19 protein-coding genes are annotated in these 17,139 nt (G+C 44.3%); 16 read left to right on the plus strand and 3 right to left on the minus strand.

The genetic code is table 11. From position 1 onward, the window contains the following. Positions 1–794 precede the first annotated feature (794 nt). Together AC0L4E_RS17425 and AC0L4E_RS17430 are read left to right on the plus strand one after the other, a co-directional pair. The gene (locus AC0L4E_RS17425; RefSeq protein ID WP_473680542.1) at positions 795–1,169 is read left to right on the plus strand and encodes a hypothetical protein; all 375 of its coding nucleotides are present in this window, start codon (positions 795–797) and stop codon (positions 1,167–1,169) included. 27 nt (positions 1,170–1,196) lie between these two features. Then, positions 1,197–1,379, plus strand: coding sequence for a hypothetical protein (locus tag AC0L4E_RS17430; protein ID WP_473680543.1), 183 nt, complete (start codon positions 1,197–1,199; stop codon positions 1,377–1,379). A gap of 87 nt (positions 1,380–1,466) precedes the next feature. Here AC0L4E_RS17430 and flgN read toward each other — a convergent pair whose 3' ends face one another. From flgN to flgA, 3 genes are all read right to left on the minus strand, one after another. Continuing rightward, complete coding sequence (flgN, locus tag AC0L4E_RS17435) at positions 1,467–1,955, minus strand: flagellar export chaperone FlgN (RefSeq protein ID WP_473680545.1); 489 nt, start codon at positions 1,953–1,955, stop codon at positions 1,467–1,469. Beyond that, positions 1,948–2,238, minus strand: coding sequence for a flagellar biosynthesis anti-sigma factor FlgM (gene flgM, locus AC0L4E_RS17440; RefSeq protein ID WP_473680547.1), 291 nt, complete (start codon positions 2,236–2,238; stop codon positions 1,948–1,950). The genes flgN and flgM overlap by 8 nt, the downstream gene beginning before the upstream one ends. Before the next feature lie 143 nt (positions 2,239–2,381). Beyond that, positions 2,382–3,059: a flagellar basal body P-ring formation chaperone FlgA gene (gene flgA, locus AC0L4E_RS17445; RefSeq protein WP_473680549.1), complete on the minus strand. Its 678-nt coding sequence runs from the start codon at positions 3,057–3,059 to the stop codon at positions 2,382–2,384. A 155-nt stretch (positions 3,060–3,214) separates the two neighbouring features. On the opposite strand from flgA, the gene AC0L4E_RS17450 reads away from it, so the two are divergent. From AC0L4E_RS17450 to AC0L4E_RS17515, 14 genes are all read left to right on the plus strand, one after another. Continuing rightward, positions 3,215–3,565: a flagellar basal body rod protein FlgB gene (locus AC0L4E_RS17450; protein ID WP_220753326.1), complete on the plus strand. Its 351-nt coding sequence runs from the start codon at positions 3,215–3,217 to the stop codon at positions 3,563–3,565. 37 nt (positions 3,566–3,602) lie between these two features. Beyond that, a complete protein-coding gene (gene flgC / locus AC0L4E_RS17455) occupies positions 3,603–4,022 on the plus strand; it encodes a flagellar basal body rod protein FlgC (RefSeq protein ID WP_285163610.1) in 420 nt (139 codons plus the stop codon). Further along, positions 4,022–4,690, plus strand: a complete 669-nt coding sequence (locus AC0L4E_RS17460) for a flagellar hook capping FlgD N-terminal domain-containing protein (RefSeq protein ID WP_220753324.1) — start codon at positions 4,022–4,024, stop codon at positions 4,688–4,690. The genes flgC and AC0L4E_RS17460 overlap by 1 nt, the downstream gene beginning before the upstream one ends. 22 nt (positions 4,691–4,712) lie before the next feature. Beyond that, complete coding sequence (gene flgE / locus AC0L4E_RS17465) at positions 4,713–5,918, plus strand: flagellar hook protein FlgE (protein WP_473680552.1); 1,206 nt, start codon at positions 4,713–4,715, stop codon at positions 5,916–5,918. Positions 5,919–5,927: 9 nt separating this feature from the next. After that, on the plus strand, positions 5,928–6,662 hold the full coding sequence (locus tag AC0L4E_RS17470; protein WP_473680554.1) for a flagellar basal body rod protein FlgF: 735 nt from the start codon (positions 5,928–5,930) through the stop codon (positions 6,660–6,662). 112 nt (positions 6,663–6,774) lie between these two features. Then, positions 6,775–7,560, plus strand: a complete 786-nt coding sequence (gene flgG / locus AC0L4E_RS17475; protein WP_473680556.1) for a flagellar basal-body rod protein FlgG — start codon at positions 6,775–6,777, stop codon at positions 7,558–7,560. 121 nt (positions 7,561–7,681) lie between these two features. Next, positions 7,682–8,365: a flagellar basal body L-ring protein FlgH gene (gene flgH / locus AC0L4E_RS17480; protein ID WP_473681730.1), complete on the plus strand. Its 684-nt coding sequence runs from the start codon at positions 7,682–7,684 to the stop codon at positions 8,363–8,365. A gap of 115 nt (positions 8,366–8,480) precedes the next feature. Beyond that, positions 8,481–9,590, plus strand: a complete 1,110-nt coding sequence (locus AC0L4E_RS17485; RefSeq protein WP_473681732.1) for a flagellar basal body P-ring protein FlgI — start codon at positions 8,481–8,483, stop codon at positions 9,588–9,590. Beyond that, a complete protein-coding gene (locus tag AC0L4E_RS17490) occupies positions 9,590–10,066 on the plus strand; it encodes a rod-binding protein (protein ID WP_473680557.1) in 477 nt (158 codons plus the stop codon). The genes AC0L4E_RS17485 and AC0L4E_RS17490 overlap by 1 nt, the downstream gene beginning before the upstream one ends. Positions 10,067–10,105: 39 nt before the next feature. Beyond that, positions 10,106–11,473: a flagellar hook-associated protein FlgK gene (gene flgK / locus AC0L4E_RS17495; protein WP_473680559.1), complete on the plus strand. Its 1,368-nt coding sequence runs from the start codon at positions 10,106–10,108 to the stop codon at positions 11,471–11,473. A 16-nt stretch (positions 11,474–11,489) separates the two neighbouring features. Beyond that, a complete protein-coding gene (flgL, locus tag AC0L4E_RS17500; protein ID WP_473680561.1) occupies positions 11,490–12,407 on the plus strand; it encodes a flagellar hook-associated protein FlgL in 918 nt (305 codons plus the stop codon). A 17-nt stretch (positions 12,408–12,424) separates the two neighbouring features. Then, complete coding sequence (locus AC0L4E_RS17505) at positions 12,425–13,450, plus strand: hypothetical protein (protein ID WP_473680563.1); 1,026 nt, start codon at positions 12,425–12,427, stop codon at positions 13,448–13,450. 433 nt (positions 13,451–13,883) lie between these two features. Beyond that, a complete protein-coding gene (locus AC0L4E_RS17510; RefSeq protein WP_473680565.1) occupies positions 13,884–15,458 on the plus strand; it encodes an alkaline phosphatase in 1,575 nt (524 codons plus the stop codon). Further along, a complete protein-coding gene (locus tag AC0L4E_RS17515; protein WP_473680567.1) occupies positions 15,458–17,125 on the plus strand; it encodes an alkaline phosphatase in 1,668 nt (555 codons plus the stop codon). The genes AC0L4E_RS17510 and AC0L4E_RS17515 overlap by 1 nt, the downstream gene beginning before the upstream one ends. Positions 17,126–17,139: the final 14 nt, after the last annotated feature.

Raw genomic sequence — 17,139 nt, forward strand, 5'->3', positions numbered from 1 at the left:
TCTTTGTATTTCCAAACTTCGTTTGGATTAAGGTCAACGTCGTGGCGCTTCGCCCACACCAGACTAAAAGGGAGTGAACTGCGACTCCCTCTTAGAACACCCCGCAGCTCCGGCGAAATTTAAACAGCAAAATTTCCAACGGAGAATCATCTAGCGTTAACCTTCTTTTGCAGTCTTCTTAGGCAAGCTGCAAAAATCACTAACGCTTACGATGGGGCGTCCCTTCCCCTCGAAAGCTAGCCAGACATCCTTGTCTGGACTCACGCGATTTTCTTGCTTACCTCAATTCAAATGGAACATTCAAAGGAGGTCAAAAGCATCTTTAATTCACACTGAATTAATTAAGTTAAAACTAGCAATAACAAATGAGTTTGCAGACTCAATGGTCTCCGTTGGAAGTGTCCAAATGCGTTGAGCTAATTTGCGTGATGGAGGCAGGTCATTCTCGTGCATCCATGCACTTCATGACATTCAGGCATCCTGCCTATCGACGCCGACATAGCCTCAGATTGTGCCAGGGATGGCGAATCTGAGGCGCTAGCAAATTCGCTCTATAGCATGAGGAACAACACTTCGTCGGAGCGGCAAGGGATATCGAAAAGGGAAATGCTGTTGTTTCCCTTTCGTCGGGTGTGGGCGAAGCGCCACGACTTTGATTTAGATTCCGCTGAAACCTAAAAAGCTTTATTTGCATCTAGCAATTAAGAAAAGTAGGATATTATTAATCAATAACTTACATAGTAAATACAGAAATAAATTTCATATTTGCGGTGTTATATGCATTAGAGGTAGTCGTGGTTCTCAAAGATTTCGTAAAAGAATCACTAGTACAAATTTCTCAAGGAATAAATGAAGCAAATGAAGAATTAAGAGGCTCAGGCGCGTTGATTAACCCTCTACATGTTCGAGTAAATACAGATAAATCACAAGCCTATGGAAGAACTGGTTCATCAATTAATGAAGGTGATGAAACTCGAGTTGTAGAAAAAGTTGAGTTTGATGTAGCTGTAGTTGCAGAGCAAGGCGAACAAACTAAAGCTGGCATTAAATTATCTGTAGCATCAATAGGGCTAAATGCTGGAGGTCAATCAAATAACTCAGACCGCTCTGAATCGCGTATAAAGTTTACTATTCCAGTTGTTTTTCCTGGAGTAGATAGCAAAATCTAGCAAAGCATTAGATTCTCAGGAGCTTCAATGAGTAATTGGAACAAGAATGGCAATTCAACTAATAATCCCAAAGTATTTTATATTGGCGTAGGGATAGCTATTGGCTCTGGTATCGGTGTTGCGCTGGGGAATGTAGGCTTGGGTATTGGAGTTGGTATAGCTATTGGGGCAGCTCTCTCTTTGCAGAAAAACAAAGAGAAAGACGAGTAGCAAAGTTTAAACTTCCAAAAAACAGACTTTTACACTCTCTCTGCTTTGTTTATTTACAGGAATACTTTAACCCTTTTCAAAAAGTCTTTACCTAGCATGCCCATAGTCATTTTGACTTTCTGGTTGCTTGTTCAACAAAGAGTTAATCACTTCCTGTTGGCTGACTAACAACTTGCCGTTTTGCTCGTTGAATTGTTGGCTTTCTCGCACTAATTCAACCAAGTTTTTCCACAACAATAGTACTTGTTTTTGACTGGCTTGTGGCAGTCTTGCAATCAAGTCTTCCATACCTTTACTGTTGCCAGTAAAACCTAACGCGACCAAGGTAATTGAACGCTTCTTAGCGCGTTCCATTAGCACTTCACACAACTTAGTTTGCTCTTCATTGTGAACGGCTAAACCAGCGTTATCACGGCGCTGCATTAACTCACGTTGGCGGATTAATAAAGCATGGAGTTGCTTGTATCCGTCGATATCAACTCGTACTCCGCGCAGTAAACCTTGTACTTGTTCACGCTTGGATACTTTTTCAGGTTGTAACTTCTTTTTTGGCGCTACGTCTGCACTGTTAACCATGATTTTGCTTCATCGCCTCTGCAATTTTTATCACATCTAAACTGAACGTACCTGTTTGTAATGCTTGGCGTAATTCAGCCACCTTTTCAGCATTGAAGTCACTGATATTTGCCAGTTCAGGCTGTGTTTTTTCAATGAGTTTCCAATCATCGCTGACGGTGCTTTGCACAGGTATTTTACGTGACTTTATTTCTGCTACTTCAGGTTGTTGCGAAGTATTAGATTTGCTCTTAGTCGTCCCCATGTCCGCTGTCACTGGACTCGATATTTTGTTGATATCCATAATGGTTCACCATGTATGTCGTCGATATCTATATATAGGCGGCAGAAGTCACAAAAAACTAAAATAAAATCATCAGAAAAACCCATTGTTTCAACTGATCCAATGAGAAATTGGTTAAACGAAGTTAATTGGAAGGAATAGGCTTAAAACAAGGTTCTAACTCGGCCTTTTTCTGTGGGATAAACATGAATCACTTTGCCAGAACTTAAGTTACGTACCCGAATCGTCGAGCCTTGGCCGCCCGACTCTAGCGCTTCACCGGGCATATTGGCATAAAAACCATTCATTCTCGCTTCTATCACCACCCAGTCACCAATATTAATCCATTGTGGATTAGTTACTTGGCTAGCTTTAATGGCACGAAAACGCCTTACTTTATGGCTGACCTGATGGCCAACAAGTTGCGATTTTTTAGTAATAAGATCTCTATCAGACGCTGATAATTTGAGCCATTGTAATTCAATATCCGCTGCTGAAATTTGCTCGCCTCGCGCTAGCGGTCTATTTGCAACAGGCACATTTGCTGTGACATCCACTCTTGCCCGAATAAACAAACTCCAACCCAATTCTGCACAAGTCGCTCGGCGCTGCACATTACCAAAAGGTAATCTTGAGCCAGTAGCGATTGACACACCATTGGGACATTTTTGTAGATTTGCTGCCCCTGATGGCAAGTTAACTTGAATGGTTTGCTTAATCGATTCAAGCCCTGCTTGGCGTTGCCAATGTTGTAATTCTGCTTCCAATACTTGAGTCAATGTCTGCTCAAGTTGCCTTGTGGCCGCAATGTGATCTTCGGCACTGCTTGTCAGCGGAAACAAACAGGAACACATGAGTGCCACATAGGAAACAGCAGTTCCGATCTTATCTCTTAAATAGCCACAAACCATTGATAAAACTCGCTTTAAACTTTTGGCACACTAATTGGATAGACGTGGCATATATTGAAATTGTTCATACCATACTAGGAGTTTTAATGGCTATCAACCTCGACACCGCCTTAGGCATTCACGCACAAACGTTAGATTTTCGAGTCGAGCGTAGCAAGATGCTTGCAGGTAATTTAGCCAATGCTGAAACTCCCGGTTATAAAGCTCAAGATTTGGATTTTAAAGCGGTTATGACTCAAATCAATGCAGGTATGGAAGTGGGTCGCGATTATCAAACTGCATATCGTGTGCCTTATCAAACCTCAGCAGATCAAAACACAGTAGAGCTTGGTAAAGAGCAAGCTAGATACTCGCAAAATGCCATGGACTATCAAACCAGCCTGACATTTTTAAACATGAAGATTTCCGGCTTACGCTCAGCCATCGAAGGGCAATAAATCAAAGCTCAATACATAAAGGACAATAGGAACTGATATGTCATTTGGTGAAATTTATAACATTGCTGGCGCAGGTATGCATGCACAGACAATTCGCTTAAATACCGTTGCAAGTAACCTTGCTAATGCAGGCGCTGCGGCAGAAAACCCTGACGATGCTTATCGCGCATTAAAACCGGTTTTTTCGACTATTTACAACCAAACCAACGAAGGTAAAGCTGCTGGAGCCCATGTTGAAGTAGCTGCAGTTGTCGAAACTGATGCGCCACTTGATATGCGTTATGAGCCTGACCATCCCTTTTCTGATGAGCAAGGTTATGTAGCCTACTCCAACGTTAATACCGTTGAAGAAATGGCTGACATGATGGCAGCGAGTCGTTCATTTGAAACCAATGTTGAAGTAATGAACCGTGCTCGCTCAATGCAACAAGGGCTATTACAGCTAGGAAATAAATAATGAACGTGACCCCAAGTACCACAAGTAGCGATCCAGCTGCGACTGCCACCGAAGTGATGAATTCACCGGGTAATGATGCCTCATCTATTCGCAATGAATTCTTAACACTGATGATTGCGCAAATTCAGAATCAAGATCCAACTAACCCTATTGATGGCACTGAATATGTCACTCAATTAGCACAGTTTTCACAAGTAGAAAGTCTTGAACATATGCGCGCAAACCAAGCTACCAGCATGGTGATGATGGAAAACTTAGCCATCGTTCAATCAGCACAGCTTGTGGGTAAAACGGCCATGGTTCCAGCCTCTGAACTTGAGTTAGATACCGACCCAGTTGAAGGCAAAGTTTACTTAGGCAATGCCGTCGAAGAACTCAGCATTGATATTTTAGATGAACATGGCGATGTGGTGCACACCTTAGAGCTTGGCTCACAAGAGCCTGGCGATGTGGCTTTTACCATTGACCCAGAAGCCCTCGATCTGCCGCCAGGTGAATACAGTATCGAAGCTAACATGACTGCAGATGACGTCACAGAAACCGCCGATACATTCATTGCAGCAACCATTGAAAAAGTACATTTTGTCAGCGCTTCTGGCGTGATGATGGCCGAATTAGGTAACGGACTCGGTACGGTTTCAGTACTCGAAATCTCTGAAGTCTCATAACTCGAATTAAAAGGATTACACCATGTCGTTCAATATCGCATTAAGTGGTTTACAAGCAACAACTCAAGACCTCAACACTATCAGTAATAACATTGCTAACGGCTCAACTGTGGGCTTCCGTAGCGGTCGCAGTGAATTTGCCGCGGTGTACAATGGTGGCCAACCAGGCGGTGTTAACACTATGTCAACCAGCCAAAACTTCTCGATGGCGGGCAGCTTAGCTTACACAGGTCGCCAACTTGATATGGGTATCCAAGGCGACGGTTTCTTCGTATTAAGCGGTCAAGACGGCAGCACAATGTACTCACGTGCTGGTATGTTTAACCAAGATGCTAACGGTTATGTGACAGACCCAGCGGGCAATCGTTTACAAGGTTACAGTGTCGGTCCTGGTGGACAATTGCAAAATGGTAACGTAACAGACCTTCAAGTACAGGCAGGCTCTCTTCCTGCTTCAGCCACCAGCACCATTGGTTTAGTGTCAAATCTTGACTCTCGTGTTGATGAAATCGATCAAGCTGAAACCCCATTTGATAAAGACGATGCATCGACTTACCACTCTTCAAGCACTGTGACGACCTACGACTCACAGGGTAATGAGCATGCACTAACACAATACTTTGTAAAAACCGCAGATAACGAGTGGTCGGTACATTACGTAATGGGCGACGACGATATTACTCCTGCTGGCGGTCACCAAATGTCATTCGATGAAAATGGCTTGCTGACTGCGGGTGCCGATTTTGAATTAGATATTCCAAGAGATATTACAGGTGGCGCTGCAGCGATGGTGCTTGCCTTAAGTTTCGATAAAAGCACTCAATATGCCTCTGACTACAACAACTCAAGCCTAAGCCAAAACGGTTACACCTCTGGTGAACTTAACGGCATTCGTTTAGATGATGGCGGCAACTTATACGGCACATATACCAATGGTGAAGAGCAGTTACAAGGCCAAGTGGTACTAGCTGACTTTAACAATCCAAATGGCTTAAGTCCTGTGGGTCAAAATGCTTGGGTTGCCACCAACTCAGCCGGTCAGCCAATGATTGGCACCCCTACAACGGGCACTTTAGGCTCAGTTAATGCGGGTTACCTTGAAAGCTCAAATGTCGATAACACCGCTGAAATGGTTAACTTGATGACTGCGCAGCGTAATTACCAGTCAAATGCGAAAGTGTTGGATGCTAACTCAACAATGCAGCAAGCATTGCTGAACGTTATTTAAGGGTAAACCATGGATAAAATGCTATACACCGCAGCCAGCGGCGCAACCCGAGTCATGGAAGCGCAAGCTATCAGAGCCAACAACTTGGCCAATGCTGATACCACAGGGTTTAAAGCTGATCTTGAACGCGTGAATGCCAAAACGATTACGCCGACTGGTAACAGCTTACACACCCGTGTATTAGCCCAGACTGAGAGCAGCGGCTTTAGCCAGCAAGCTGGCACGCTAAACCCAACTGGACGCACCTTAGATCTTGCCATTAGTGACCAAGGGTTATTCAGTGTGATGACGGCTGACGGTGAAGCATATACACGTTCTGGCGTGGTGGTTCCTGATGCACAGGGGCAACTTACCATTGATGGTCGCCCTGTGGCAGGTATCGAAGGACCCATTGTGGTCCCTGAATACCGTGAATTATTTATCGGTGATGATGGCCGAATTAGCATTGTCGCTGACATGGGCAATATCACTGAAGAAATTGGTCAACTTAAGTTAGTTAATCCTGAATTACAGCAAATGACCAAAGGCCAAGATGGCTTGTTTTATAGCAACAATGGTTTGCCTTTAGAAGCAGATGAGGAAGTCCAAGTTCGTAGTGGCTTCCTTGAATCAAGCAATGTCCAAGCCGTCAGTGAATTAATTGCCTCGATGGACTTAAGCCGTCAATTTGAAGTGCAAGTGAAGCTAATGCAAAGCGCAGAAAAGCTATCAGAAGCAGGCAACCGCTTACTTCGAGATGCCTAAGCTCGCTATTGTTCAAAACAGCTGATTTAACAAAGCATTCAGAAACTTGCGCTGGTCACTTATAAAACATTGCCAGCGCAAACGACAAAAAAGAATTTGAAGGAATAACATCATGCAGTCTGCATTATGGGTAAGTAAAACAGGTTTAAGCGCACAAGATACCAAAATGACCACCATTGCCAACAACTTGGCAAACGTGAACACCACAGGTTTTAAACGTGACCGAGTGGCCTTTAATGACTTGTTTTATCAAGTACAGCGCCAGCCTGGTGGCCAAGTTGATGAGCAAAACGAATTACCGTCTGGCCTTCAGTTAGGTACAGGTACCCGTGTTGCTGGTACTCAAAAAGTCTTTACCACTGGTGACATTCTCACCACAGGTCAGCAGCTCGATATGGCCATTCAAGGCCAAGGTTTTTTCCAAATTGAAGAAGCAAACGGCGACTTAGGCTATACCCGTGACGGCCAGTTTTTTCGTAGCAGCGATGGCTTAATGGTGACTTCACAAGGTTTACCATTAGTGCCAAACATCGAAATTCCTGAAGATGCATTAACAGTCACTATCGCCTCAGACGGTCAAGTGTCTGCGCAAATGGCGGGGCAAGCAGAAGCACAGGAATTAGGCCAAATCACCCTAGTTAACTTTACCAATCCAGCGGGTCTCGAAGCACGCGGCGACAACTTATACCGTGAAACTGGTGCATCTGGCGCTGCCATTGAAGGAATAGCAGGCGATCAAGCCATTGGTCAAATCCGCCAAGGCTCTCTTGAAGGCGCCAACGTTAACGTGGTTGAAGAAATGGTTGAAATGATTTCTACCCAACGCGCCTATGAAATGAATGCCAAAGTTGTGTCTTCGTCAGATGACATGCTGAAGTTCTTAAACCAAGCGCTGTAGCACTGGCTTAAAGCTTTAACTAACAAGTACTGACTTAAGGCTTTAACAAGGGATTGCAATGTTAACGCTAGCGAAATGTACATCGCTAGCTCTGATTAATAGGCTAACACTGACCGTTATGATGCACAGAACAAAGAGCTTGATACGACATAGTTGGATTGCGATTGCACTGCTACTTGCAGGTTGTGCATCACACCTTCCAGAGCCTGAAACTGCTCCAGGAAAGCCGGAATGGGCACCTCCTGAAATTGACTACAGCTTACCTGAAGCCAGTAACGGTAGCTTGTACCGTCAGGGGTATATGTTGACTTTATTCAAGGATAAACGTGCATTTCGTGAAGGCGACATTTTAACAGTGTCACTGGATGAAAAAACTTATTCAAGTAAAAAAGCAGATACCAAAACCAACAAAGAAAGCTCGATGTCGATAGGTGCACAAGGGTCATCAGGCAACAGTAGCTTTGGCGGCAGTGGCGGCGCTGATACGGGGCGATCATTTAATGGCACAGGCTCCAGCACCCAGCAAAATCAGTTAACTGGTTCAATTACTGTCACGGTAGCCAAAGTGTTACCCAACGGTGCCCTGCTTATTCGCGGTGAAAAATGGCTAAGACTAAACCAAGGTGACGAATACCTACGCTTATTGGGCCTTATCCGCACCGATGATATTGGCAACGATAATACGATTTCATCACAGAGAATTGCTGATGCACGGATCATCTATGGTGGCCAAGGCGCAATTTCAGATAGCAATCAAATGGGCTGGGCATCACGTTACTTTAATAGCCCGTGGTTTCCACTGTAATGAACGTAAAATTACCAATGAACGTCTTTATATTTAATGTTGTTAGTGCCCCTGTTGTAGCACTGGCATGGAGCGTGAAATGAAACAAGCTATCGCGTTTTTTGCGAGCGTATTAATGACTCTCATGTCATTTCAAGCCGCCGCTGCACCACAAGGTGAACAGGCTGTTCAAAACCGTTATTTAATGGATATTGTTGATGTACAAGGTATCCGTGATAACCAACTGGTGGGCTACGGTTTGGTTGTGGGTTTAGATGGCACAGGGGATCGAACCCAAGTGCGTTTCACCAGCCAATCAATCGTGAATATGTTGAAGCAATTCGGCGTTCAAATCGATGATAGAACCGACCCTAAATTGAAAAACGTTGCCGCCGTAGCAGTGCACGCCAACATTCCCCCACTAGCAAGTCCTGGGCAAACTATTGATGTCACGGTGTCATCACTAGGTGATGCCAAAAGTCTACGTGGCGGTACATTGTTAATGACCCCGCTTCGCGCGGTAGATGGCGAAGTTTACGCTGTTGCTCAAGGTAACTTAGTAGTTGGCGGCGTTTCGGCTCAAGGCCGAAATGGCACATCACTGACTATTAATGTTCCCACTGTCGGCAGAATTCCCAACGGTGGTTTACTGGAAGCGGAAATACACAGTAACTTCAACGAAAGTGAACATATTGTGTTAAACCTGCGCGACCCTAGTTTTAAAACCGCGCGCAATATTGAGCGCGCTGTGAATGATTTATTTGGCCCTGATGTCGCTGAAGCTGACAGCAGTGCAAAAGTATTGGTACGTGCTCCACAGTCAAATCGCGAGCGCGTCACCTTTATGTCGATTTTAGAAGAACTGCAAATTGCCCAAGGTCGAAAATCCCCCCGCGTGGTCTTTAATAGTCGAACAGGCACCGTGGTTATGGGCGGTAATGTCGTGGTCCGTAAAGCCGCGGTGAGCCATGGCAATTTAGTGGTGTCGATTGTTGAACAAGAATTTGTCAGTCAACCTAATGCTCCCTTTATCGGGCAAGGCCAGGGGCAAACTGTTGTGGGTAGTGATAGTGAAATTGACATAGATACTGGTGACGGCCATATGTTTGTTTGGCCAGAGGGCATCGCATTAAATGATGTGGTGCGGGCTGTAAATAGTCTCGGCGCTTCGCCAATGGACTTAATGGCCATTTTGCAGGCGCTGGATGAAGCTGGCGCCCTAGAAGCTGAATTGGTGGTGATTTAATGAAATTAGATAACAACCACGGTTATTTAAATAACCTCAATGCCAAAGACTTAATTGAAGCCAATGGCGAACATGGCGCACTGGAACTTGTGAGCCAACAGTTTGAAGCGCAGTTTTTGCAAACAGTGCTAAAACAAATGCGTTCGGCCTCTGATGTGATGGCCGATAAAGACAGCCCGCTATCATCGCAAAACGACGGCATGTACCGAGATTGGCATGACGCTGAATTAGCAGGACGTTTAAGTCAACTGCAAAGCACCGGACTTGCTAGCGTCATGACAAAACAATTGTCGGCAGCGCTTAAGTCGACACCTGATAGTGTCGCTTCTAATAACCAAACCGAACACGCCACACAAGTAAAGAATACGCTAGCCACAACGTCTGCAAGCACAGAGCAACAACCAGTGTTGCCGGTGAATACCACCGCCATGCAGCCAGCGCTCAATATTCCACTAATGGCCACCCCGAATAAATAACCACGGCAGTGATTTGCCGTTGTGAAATGAGGATTAGATATGAGCATGCTAAATATTGGTATGTCGGGCATTAATGCCAGTATGGCGGCGCTCAATGCCACATCAAATAACATTGCCAATGCGATGGTGCCAGGTTACTCACGCCAGTCTGTATTAATGAGCTCAGTAGGCAGTAATACCTATGGCGGTGGCATGGGTGTAATGGTTGATGGCGTGCGCCGGATATCAGATCAATATGAAGTGGCTCAACTTTGGAATACCACCAGTGACGTCGGCTTTACCAGTGTTCAAGCCAGTTATTACACCCAAGCAGAACAGATTTTTGGCTCTGAAGGTAACAGCATTTCTGCAGGTCTTGATTTACTGTTTGCCTCATTGAATTCAGCCATGGAGCAACCCAATGAAATTGCTCATCGTCAAAGTGTACTCAATGAATCTCGTGCTCTTACCCAGCGCTTTAACTCTATTAACGATGGTATCGACTCGCAGTTAAAACAAATTGATGGTCAATTGGGTGCATCCGCTAAAGAAGTTAACGCTTTACTGGAAACTATCGCCAGCTTTAATGCAGAAATTCAGTCTAGTGGTAGCAATCCTCCGATGGCATTACTTGACGCCCGTGACGCCGCCATTGATGACTTAGCAGTGATCGTTGATATTCGCGTTGTTGAAGACTCTCAAGGGATGAAGAACATCTCGTTAAGCCAAGGACAACCTCTAGTATCAGGTACAAAATCGTCGACGCTTTCAACTCAACCAGACCCGAATAACCCACAGTTATCGCAAGTCAGTCTTCAGTTTGGTAACTCTACTTTTCCGATTGATGCATCGGCAGGCGGCAGCTTTGGCGCCTTGTTAGATTACCGCGATACTAGCCTTGCAGAGTCAATGGAATTTATCAATGAATTAGCCCAAACCGTTGCTGACGAATTTAATAAAATCTTACGTGAAGGTACTGATTTAAATGGTGAGACACCCACCATCGACCTATTCACATACGACCCATCAAATCCAGCAGGCACTATTAAAATCAGCGATGGTTTTACCGCTGAAATGCTCGCATTTGGTAAAGATGGTACGCCTGGTGATAACGAAAACTTAAAGAATTTAGTTGAGCTTGCAAATACTGAATTCACCTTTGATTCTATGGGCGTGACCACCACTATGGGCGATGTATTTGCCAGTAAAGTGGGACAATTGGGTTCGGCTTCTCGTCAGGCACAAATGGCGCAAGACACTGCCGTTAAGCTGCAAATGGAAGCCCAATCACAATGGGCCAGCACCAGTGGTGTCAGCATGGATGAAGAAGGCGTTAACTTGATTATTTATCAACAGTCATATCAAGCCAATGCCAAGGTCATCTCAACTGCTGACCAACTGTTCCAAACCCTTTTACTGTCAGTCTAATTGAAGGAATTCTGTAATGCGCGTTAGCACGATGAATATGTACAGCCAAAATCTATTGAGCATGCAACACTTAACCAGTGATGTTGCTAAGGTTAACCAACAAATGGCGACTGGTAAGTCTATCTTACGTCCTTCAGATGACCCTATTGGCATGGCTAAAGTCATTACCACTCAACGAGATTTGGCCTCGACTTCACAGTATTTAAAGAATACCGAATCATTAAGCACAAGTTTAGATCGCTCAGAAACTTACCTTTCTAGCATGACCAACCTGCAAGCTCGGATGCGTGAAATTACCATTGGCGCGAACAACGGTGCACTTTCTCCTGAAGACAGAGCTGCATACGCTGCAGAACTCAGCGAGTTATTAGAGTCTTTTGTTGACGTCGTTAATGCTAAAGATGATGGCGGTAATTATCTTTTTTCAGGTAATGAAACGGGCACACCGCCAGTTGGAATTGATGCCGATGGTAACTATTTCTATCAAGGCGATGATGGCCACCGTGAAGTACAAATATCAGGTTCAGCTTGGATGACAGGTAACGTGACTGCACAAGAGTTTTTATTCTCTGGCGGCGGCACGGATATTCTCAACCAAACCAAACAGTTTATTGATGTATTGAATAATCCTGATTTATCGCCAGGTGATGACGCTTTTGCACAAGCCGCCAACGATATGATTGCTGCACTTGATGATTCACTGGCCTCTATTAGTGGCGCAATTACCGATATTGGTGGTAAGCAAAATGCATTAAGCCTAATGCAAACCAGCCACACTGAACGCATCTTATTCAGTGAAGAAGTCATCGGAGAGACCGAAGGCTTAGATTACGCTCAAGCCACCGCCGAGTTTAATTTGAAGTTGACCACATTACAGGTGACCCAGCAATCTTTTGTACAAGTGAGTCAGTTATCATTGTTCAATCACATGTAAGTTAGTCAGTAAAACCCATGCTTAAAGGTATATCGGAAAGTTTAAATGTACTGCAGCGCAACCAAACGGTTGCGCCTGCACCTACTGCTGTGCACGACACAAAACCCGCTGCGACTAAAGCAGTACCATCCATTCCGACCCACCGACTTGCCAGTTATCAAAAGTGGGCTAAAGTGACCCAAGGTCAACATGCTATCTCAGCAAACCAAGTGGCTGAGCAAGGGTTATTACAAGTTTCGCAATTATTAAAAGAGCTTCAAGTACCGCTAAATAATGCCAGCCCACAATCTGGTTTAACCGAGCAGCAAACAGATACTGCCAAGCAAATTCAGCAGCAACTTGTGGCACTCGATATTAGCTATCTGCAACAGCCTTTAGTGGATCATCAGCTTAATCTGATTAACGCTAAGCGCCCAGCGGCTAAACATTTTTTCCAGTTAAAATCTGTCGATTTAATTGGCGTTAAATCTCGCGATGAGCGAATCACAATTCAGTATGGTGAAAATAATGCTCGCGCTTTTTTACCTGCACATCAAAATAGCCAATTTTTGGCTAAACAACTGACAAATGCGTTTAAAGACATAGGGATTACTGTACAGGCGCCTGCTCGTAATGCCGCGATGCTCAGCTCAGATCATGCCGACTGGCTTCAGATTCAAGCGGGCTTATTAATGTCAGGTCAAGGCCAGCGCTTACCTGCAGGTGAAGCACGCACAGTCAAAGTGGTTGAAATACTGTCATGGCAAGATCCGAAAGAATGGCGTTTTGACAAAGCTGAAGATATTAAACAAACCCAAGTTAAAGTGGTTAAAAGCTTGCAAAAGGTCAACCAGCAACTGGTTGAACTTCGTACCAGTAAGCAAAAAGTGCAGCAGCAATTAAAACGAGCCAATCATCAAGAGCAGCTTCACGGCAACCTTGATATGAATTTGGCAAAGCTAAAAGAAGTTATGCAGCCAAATCCATTTTCATCCCAAGTGACCTCATTAATGGCACAAGCAAATGTCAGCCGCGATCATGTTTCGTCGTTGCTAAAAAAATAGCCTTAAGTGCCAAATCTGGCGTACTTCAAATTAACTCTTCTAAATGCCTCACTAAACGTCAATACAGCATATACTTATTCAACAATATTATAGCGGCTAGCTAGTCTAGCTAGCCGCAAATGACTTTACACAATATTGTTAAGCCATAAATTCTCCATCATAGTTATCATCCTCAAAAATTTTCTATAATTGCTTTAGCACTGCTAACTGATAGTCACAACAACCGAAAAGTATTTTTATCATTAATCAATTCTTCACCTACCTTGCTCCTCAAACCAAGCCAACAACAGATGTATCAAAGTGTTGATTTTAAATAATTTTTTATAAATATTTTTGACACCTAATTGTCACCTGCTTCTCTTATCATCCCTGCGAGTTCAAAAAACAACCATCCCCATCTATAGATAAAGTAATCAATCGAGGATTAATTTGTATGTTAAGACCCCGTCACCTAGCGCTATTCATTACCGCTAGTTTATATGGCTCTGTGGCACAGGCTACGTTGTTACCTGATAATCAATCTAGTAGTGCTTGGTTTACTGAAGCGAGTGAACTCGTAACGACTAATAGTGAACATGAGCCGAATACGCAAAAAGCCAAAAATGTCATTCTATTTATTGGTGACGGTATGGGTATTACCACTCAAACTGCAGCCCGAATTCTTGAAGGGCAACTTCGTGGTGAAACAGGTGAAGAAAATGCACTTAGCTTCGAAAAGTTTCCATATAGCGGTTTAGCTAAAACATACAACACAGATCAACAAACACCTGATTCAGCAGGCACAGTGACAGCCATGATGACAGGTGTAAAAACCAAAGCTGGCGTAATCAACCTATCGGACAATATTGAATTCGGTAGCTGTGCTTTTGAAGGCGAAAAACTCAACACAGCATTAGAGCTATCTGTCGCCCAAGGTAAGGCTTCTGGTGTCGTTACAACCGCACGCGTTACCCACGCAACACCTGCCGGAGCATACGCTCATATTGGTCACCGAGATTGGGAAGCCAATGTTGCTGAGGAATGTGAAGGTTTAGTCAAAGATATAGCGTTGCAACTGGTTGAAGATGCTGCCCCTATGGATGTGATATTAGGTGGTGGGCATCGTGAATTTATCCCTAGTGCTGATGGGGGGAACCGAAATGATGAGCGCGATCTTACCGCTGAGTGGCAAGAACGTTTTGGCGAAGGTGCCCAGTTTATATCAAAAGGCAGTGAGTTCAGCGAGATTGACTTCAGTAACGCTGAACGTGTCATGGGTCTATTTAACATGAGCCATATGGATTACGACATTGACCGTGAAGTTAATTACTACGGTGATAACAATGGCACTCCAGTTGAAGATCCTGAACCATCGCTATCTGCAATGTCCACAGCCGCAGTTGAGCTGTTAGCCAACAATGCTAAGGGGCAAGAAAACGGTTTCTTCTTAATGGTAGAAGCGGGTCGTATTGACCATGGTCACCATGCAGGTAATGCAGCTCGTGCATTACATGACACTATCGCTTTTTCTGATGCCATAGCCAATACGCAAGCATACTTAAACGATATGGGCATTGCTGAAGATACATTAATTGTTGTTACTGCTGACCATTCTCACGTAATGACAATGGCTGGTTACCCACAACGTGGCAACCCGATTTTAGGTATTTCAGAATCATACGATGGCCAAGGTTTAGATGGAATCGTTGACACTTTAGATGACTACGGATACACCACACTGGCATATGCCAATGGCCCAGGCGCTGCACTTTCATGGGTAGATGGAAAGCGAGTAGACCCAAGTGTGCAAGGTGAAGATGGCATTGACCCTACCCACGTAAACTACCTGCAACAAGCCTTAGTCCCATTATCATCAGAAACACATGCCGGTGAAGATGTGGGTATTTATGCCACCGGCCCCGGCGCCTACCTAACCCGCGGCAACGTCGAACAGAGCGTTGTATTTCATATCATCAATCAAGCTGCAGAGCTTGACGGACAACGTTATCAATCAGCGGAACAGAACTAATGAACTTTAATAAAAAACTACTTATCACAGCAATCAGTACCAGTTTATTAATAAGTGGCTGTAATTCCAGCTCCTCTGATAAAGAACCAGAGCAAGATCCTAACTGGGGCTGGTCAATTTCAGATCCTGAAATCAATAATCCAGATGTGGTAAACCCATGGTTTGATGACGGTGACGCTTATATTGCTTCTATTAAATCAACCGCTGGCGAACAGGTCGATAGTAAAGGCAAAGCCAAAAATATCATTTTATTTGTCGGCGATGGTATGGGGATCTCTACCATCACAGCGGGTCGTATTTTAGAAGGACAAATGCAAGGTAAATTAGGCGAAGAGCATCAAGTGGTGTTTGAACAATTCCCCTATACCGCACTCTCTAAAACCTACAATACCGATGCTCAGACAGCCGATTCTGCTGCCACAATGACAGCAATGATGACAGGGGTTAAAAACCGTCAAGCTGTTCTAGGTTTAGATGAAAATGTCCATTACAACAATTGTGATGATATTCAATCTCATCAGTTAATTACCGCACTGGATTTAGCCAAAATAGCCGGTAAATCTACGGGTGTTGTTACAACAACTGGGGTAACTCACGCCACTCCAGCTGGTACCTATGGCTATAGCCCAAACCGTAACTGGGAATATGATGCGGCAGACATTGGCGACAATGACACTATGTGTGTGCCTGACTTAGCCAAGCAACTCATTGAGTACCAACATAAGTTTGATAACAGCTACGCAGGTTTAACTACCACATTAGATTCTGGCATGGATGTGATTTTGGGTGGTGGCCGAGATTACTTTTTACCAAAGACTGGTATTTTTGGTGGTGGCAAGCGCGATGAGGGAGACTTAATCGAGCAATGGCAAGAGGCTTATGGTGACACCGGCGCATATGTCAGCAATGGTGACGAGTTAGCGATGCTAACAGGGCAAGAAAAGCCATTACTAGGTTTATTTAACGACAGTCATCTTGATTTCGAATTGGTTCGAGAAGAAGAAACCGATCAACCTTCACTTGCAGATATGACTACTGCAGCACTAAACGTGCTTCAGCAAAATGATCAAGGCTACTTCCTAATGGTTGAAGCGGGTCGTATTGATCACGGTCATCACTTTGGTTTAGCTAAAAATGCCTTATACGATTTTATGGCATTTAACCGCGCAATTGAGGCAGCCATTGAAATGACTAAGGAAACTCAAAATGAAACCTTGATTATTGTGACTGCGGATCACTCGCACACCTTCACTATGGCGGGCTATCCAAAACGTGGTAACGATATTCTAGGCTTAGTCGTAGACGGTAATGATCAAGTCGTATTAGCCGACGATGGTAAACCTTACACAACATTAGGCTATGCCAATAGTATTAATGGCGGCACAGGCTTTCCAATCTTCATCCCAGGATTAGGTGGCCCAACTGACGGCTCATTTGACAGTGAAGGCCGTCTTGACCCTTCTGTTAGTGATTCTGCTAGTGATGGTTATTACCAACAGGCACTAGTTCCGATGTTAGTTGAAACTCATGCAGGTGAAGATGTTGGTATTTTTGCAACAGGTCCAGGAGCTGAACTGGTTCGTGGCGTGATGGAGCAAAATACGCTTTTCCACATCATGGAACATGCTGGCAACCTACTTGAAAATGCCGAAAACGCATTAAATTAACCCTAAAAAAGCGG

This window comes from Shewanella sp. GJ50-10 (genome assembly GCF_055808815.1).

Bases quoted from the DNA above. Each gene is read 5' to 3' on its own strand.
- AC0L4E_RS17430 (WP_473680543.1), top strand. From the start codon at position 1,197: ATGAGTAATTGGAACAAGAATGGCAATTCAACTAATAATCCCAAAGTA.
- flgN (WP_473680545.1), bottom strand. From the start codon at position 1,955: ATGGTTAACAGTGCAGACGTAGCGCCAAAAAAGAAGTTACAACCTGAA.
- flgM (WP_473680547.1), bottom strand. From the start codon at position 2,238: ATGGATATCAACAAAATATCGAGTCCAGTGACAGCGGACATGGGGACG.
- AC0L4E_RS17450 (WP_220753326.1), top strand. From the start codon at position 3,215: ATGGCTATCAACCTCGACACCGCCTTAGGCATTCACGCACAAACGTTA.
- flgC (WP_285163610.1), top strand. From the start codon at position 3,603: ATGTCATTTGGTGAAATTTATAACATTGCTGGCGCAGGTATGCATGCA.
- AC0L4E_RS17460 (WP_220753324.1), top strand. From the start codon at position 4,022: ATGAACGTGACCCCAAGTACCACAAGTAGCGATCCAGCTGCGACTGCC.
- flgE (WP_473680552.1), top strand. From the start codon at position 4,713: ATGTCGTTCAATATCGCATTAAGTGGTTTACAAGCAACAACTCAAGAC.
- AC0L4E_RS17470 (WP_473680554.1), top strand. From the start codon at position 5,928: ATGGATAAAATGCTATACACCGCAGCCAGCGGCGCAACCCGAGTCATG.
- flgG (WP_473680556.1), top strand. From the start codon at position 6,775: ATGCAGTCTGCATTATGGGTAAGTAAAACAGGTTTAAGCGCACAAGAT.
- flgH (WP_473681730.1), top strand. From the start codon at position 7,682: ATGCACAGAACAAAGAGCTTGATACGACATAGTTGGATTGCGATTGCA.
- AC0L4E_RS17485 (WP_473681732.1), top strand. From the start codon at position 8,481: ATGACTCTCATGTCATTTCAAGCCGCCGCTGCACCACAAGGTGAACAG.
- AC0L4E_RS17490 (WP_473680557.1), top strand. From the start codon at position 9,590: ATGAAATTAGATAACAACCACGGTTATTTAAATAACCTCAATGCCAAA.
- flgK (WP_473680559.1), top strand. From the start codon at position 10,106: ATGAGCATGCTAAATATTGGTATGTCGGGCATTAATGCCAGTATGGCG.
- flgL (WP_473680561.1), top strand. From the start codon at position 11,490: ATGCGCGTTAGCACGATGAATATGTACAGCCAAAATCTATTGAGCATG.
- AC0L4E_RS17505 (WP_473680563.1), top strand. From the start codon at position 12,425: ATGCTTAAAGGTATATCGGAAAGTTTAAATGTACTGCAGCGCAACCAA.
- AC0L4E_RS17510 (WP_473680565.1), top strand. From the start codon at position 13,884: ATGTTAAGACCCCGTCACCTAGCGCTATTCATTACCGCTAGTTTATAT.
- AC0L4E_RS17515 (WP_473680567.1), top strand. From the start codon at position 15,458: ATGAACTTTAATAAAAAACTACTTATCACAGCAATCAGTACCAGTTTA.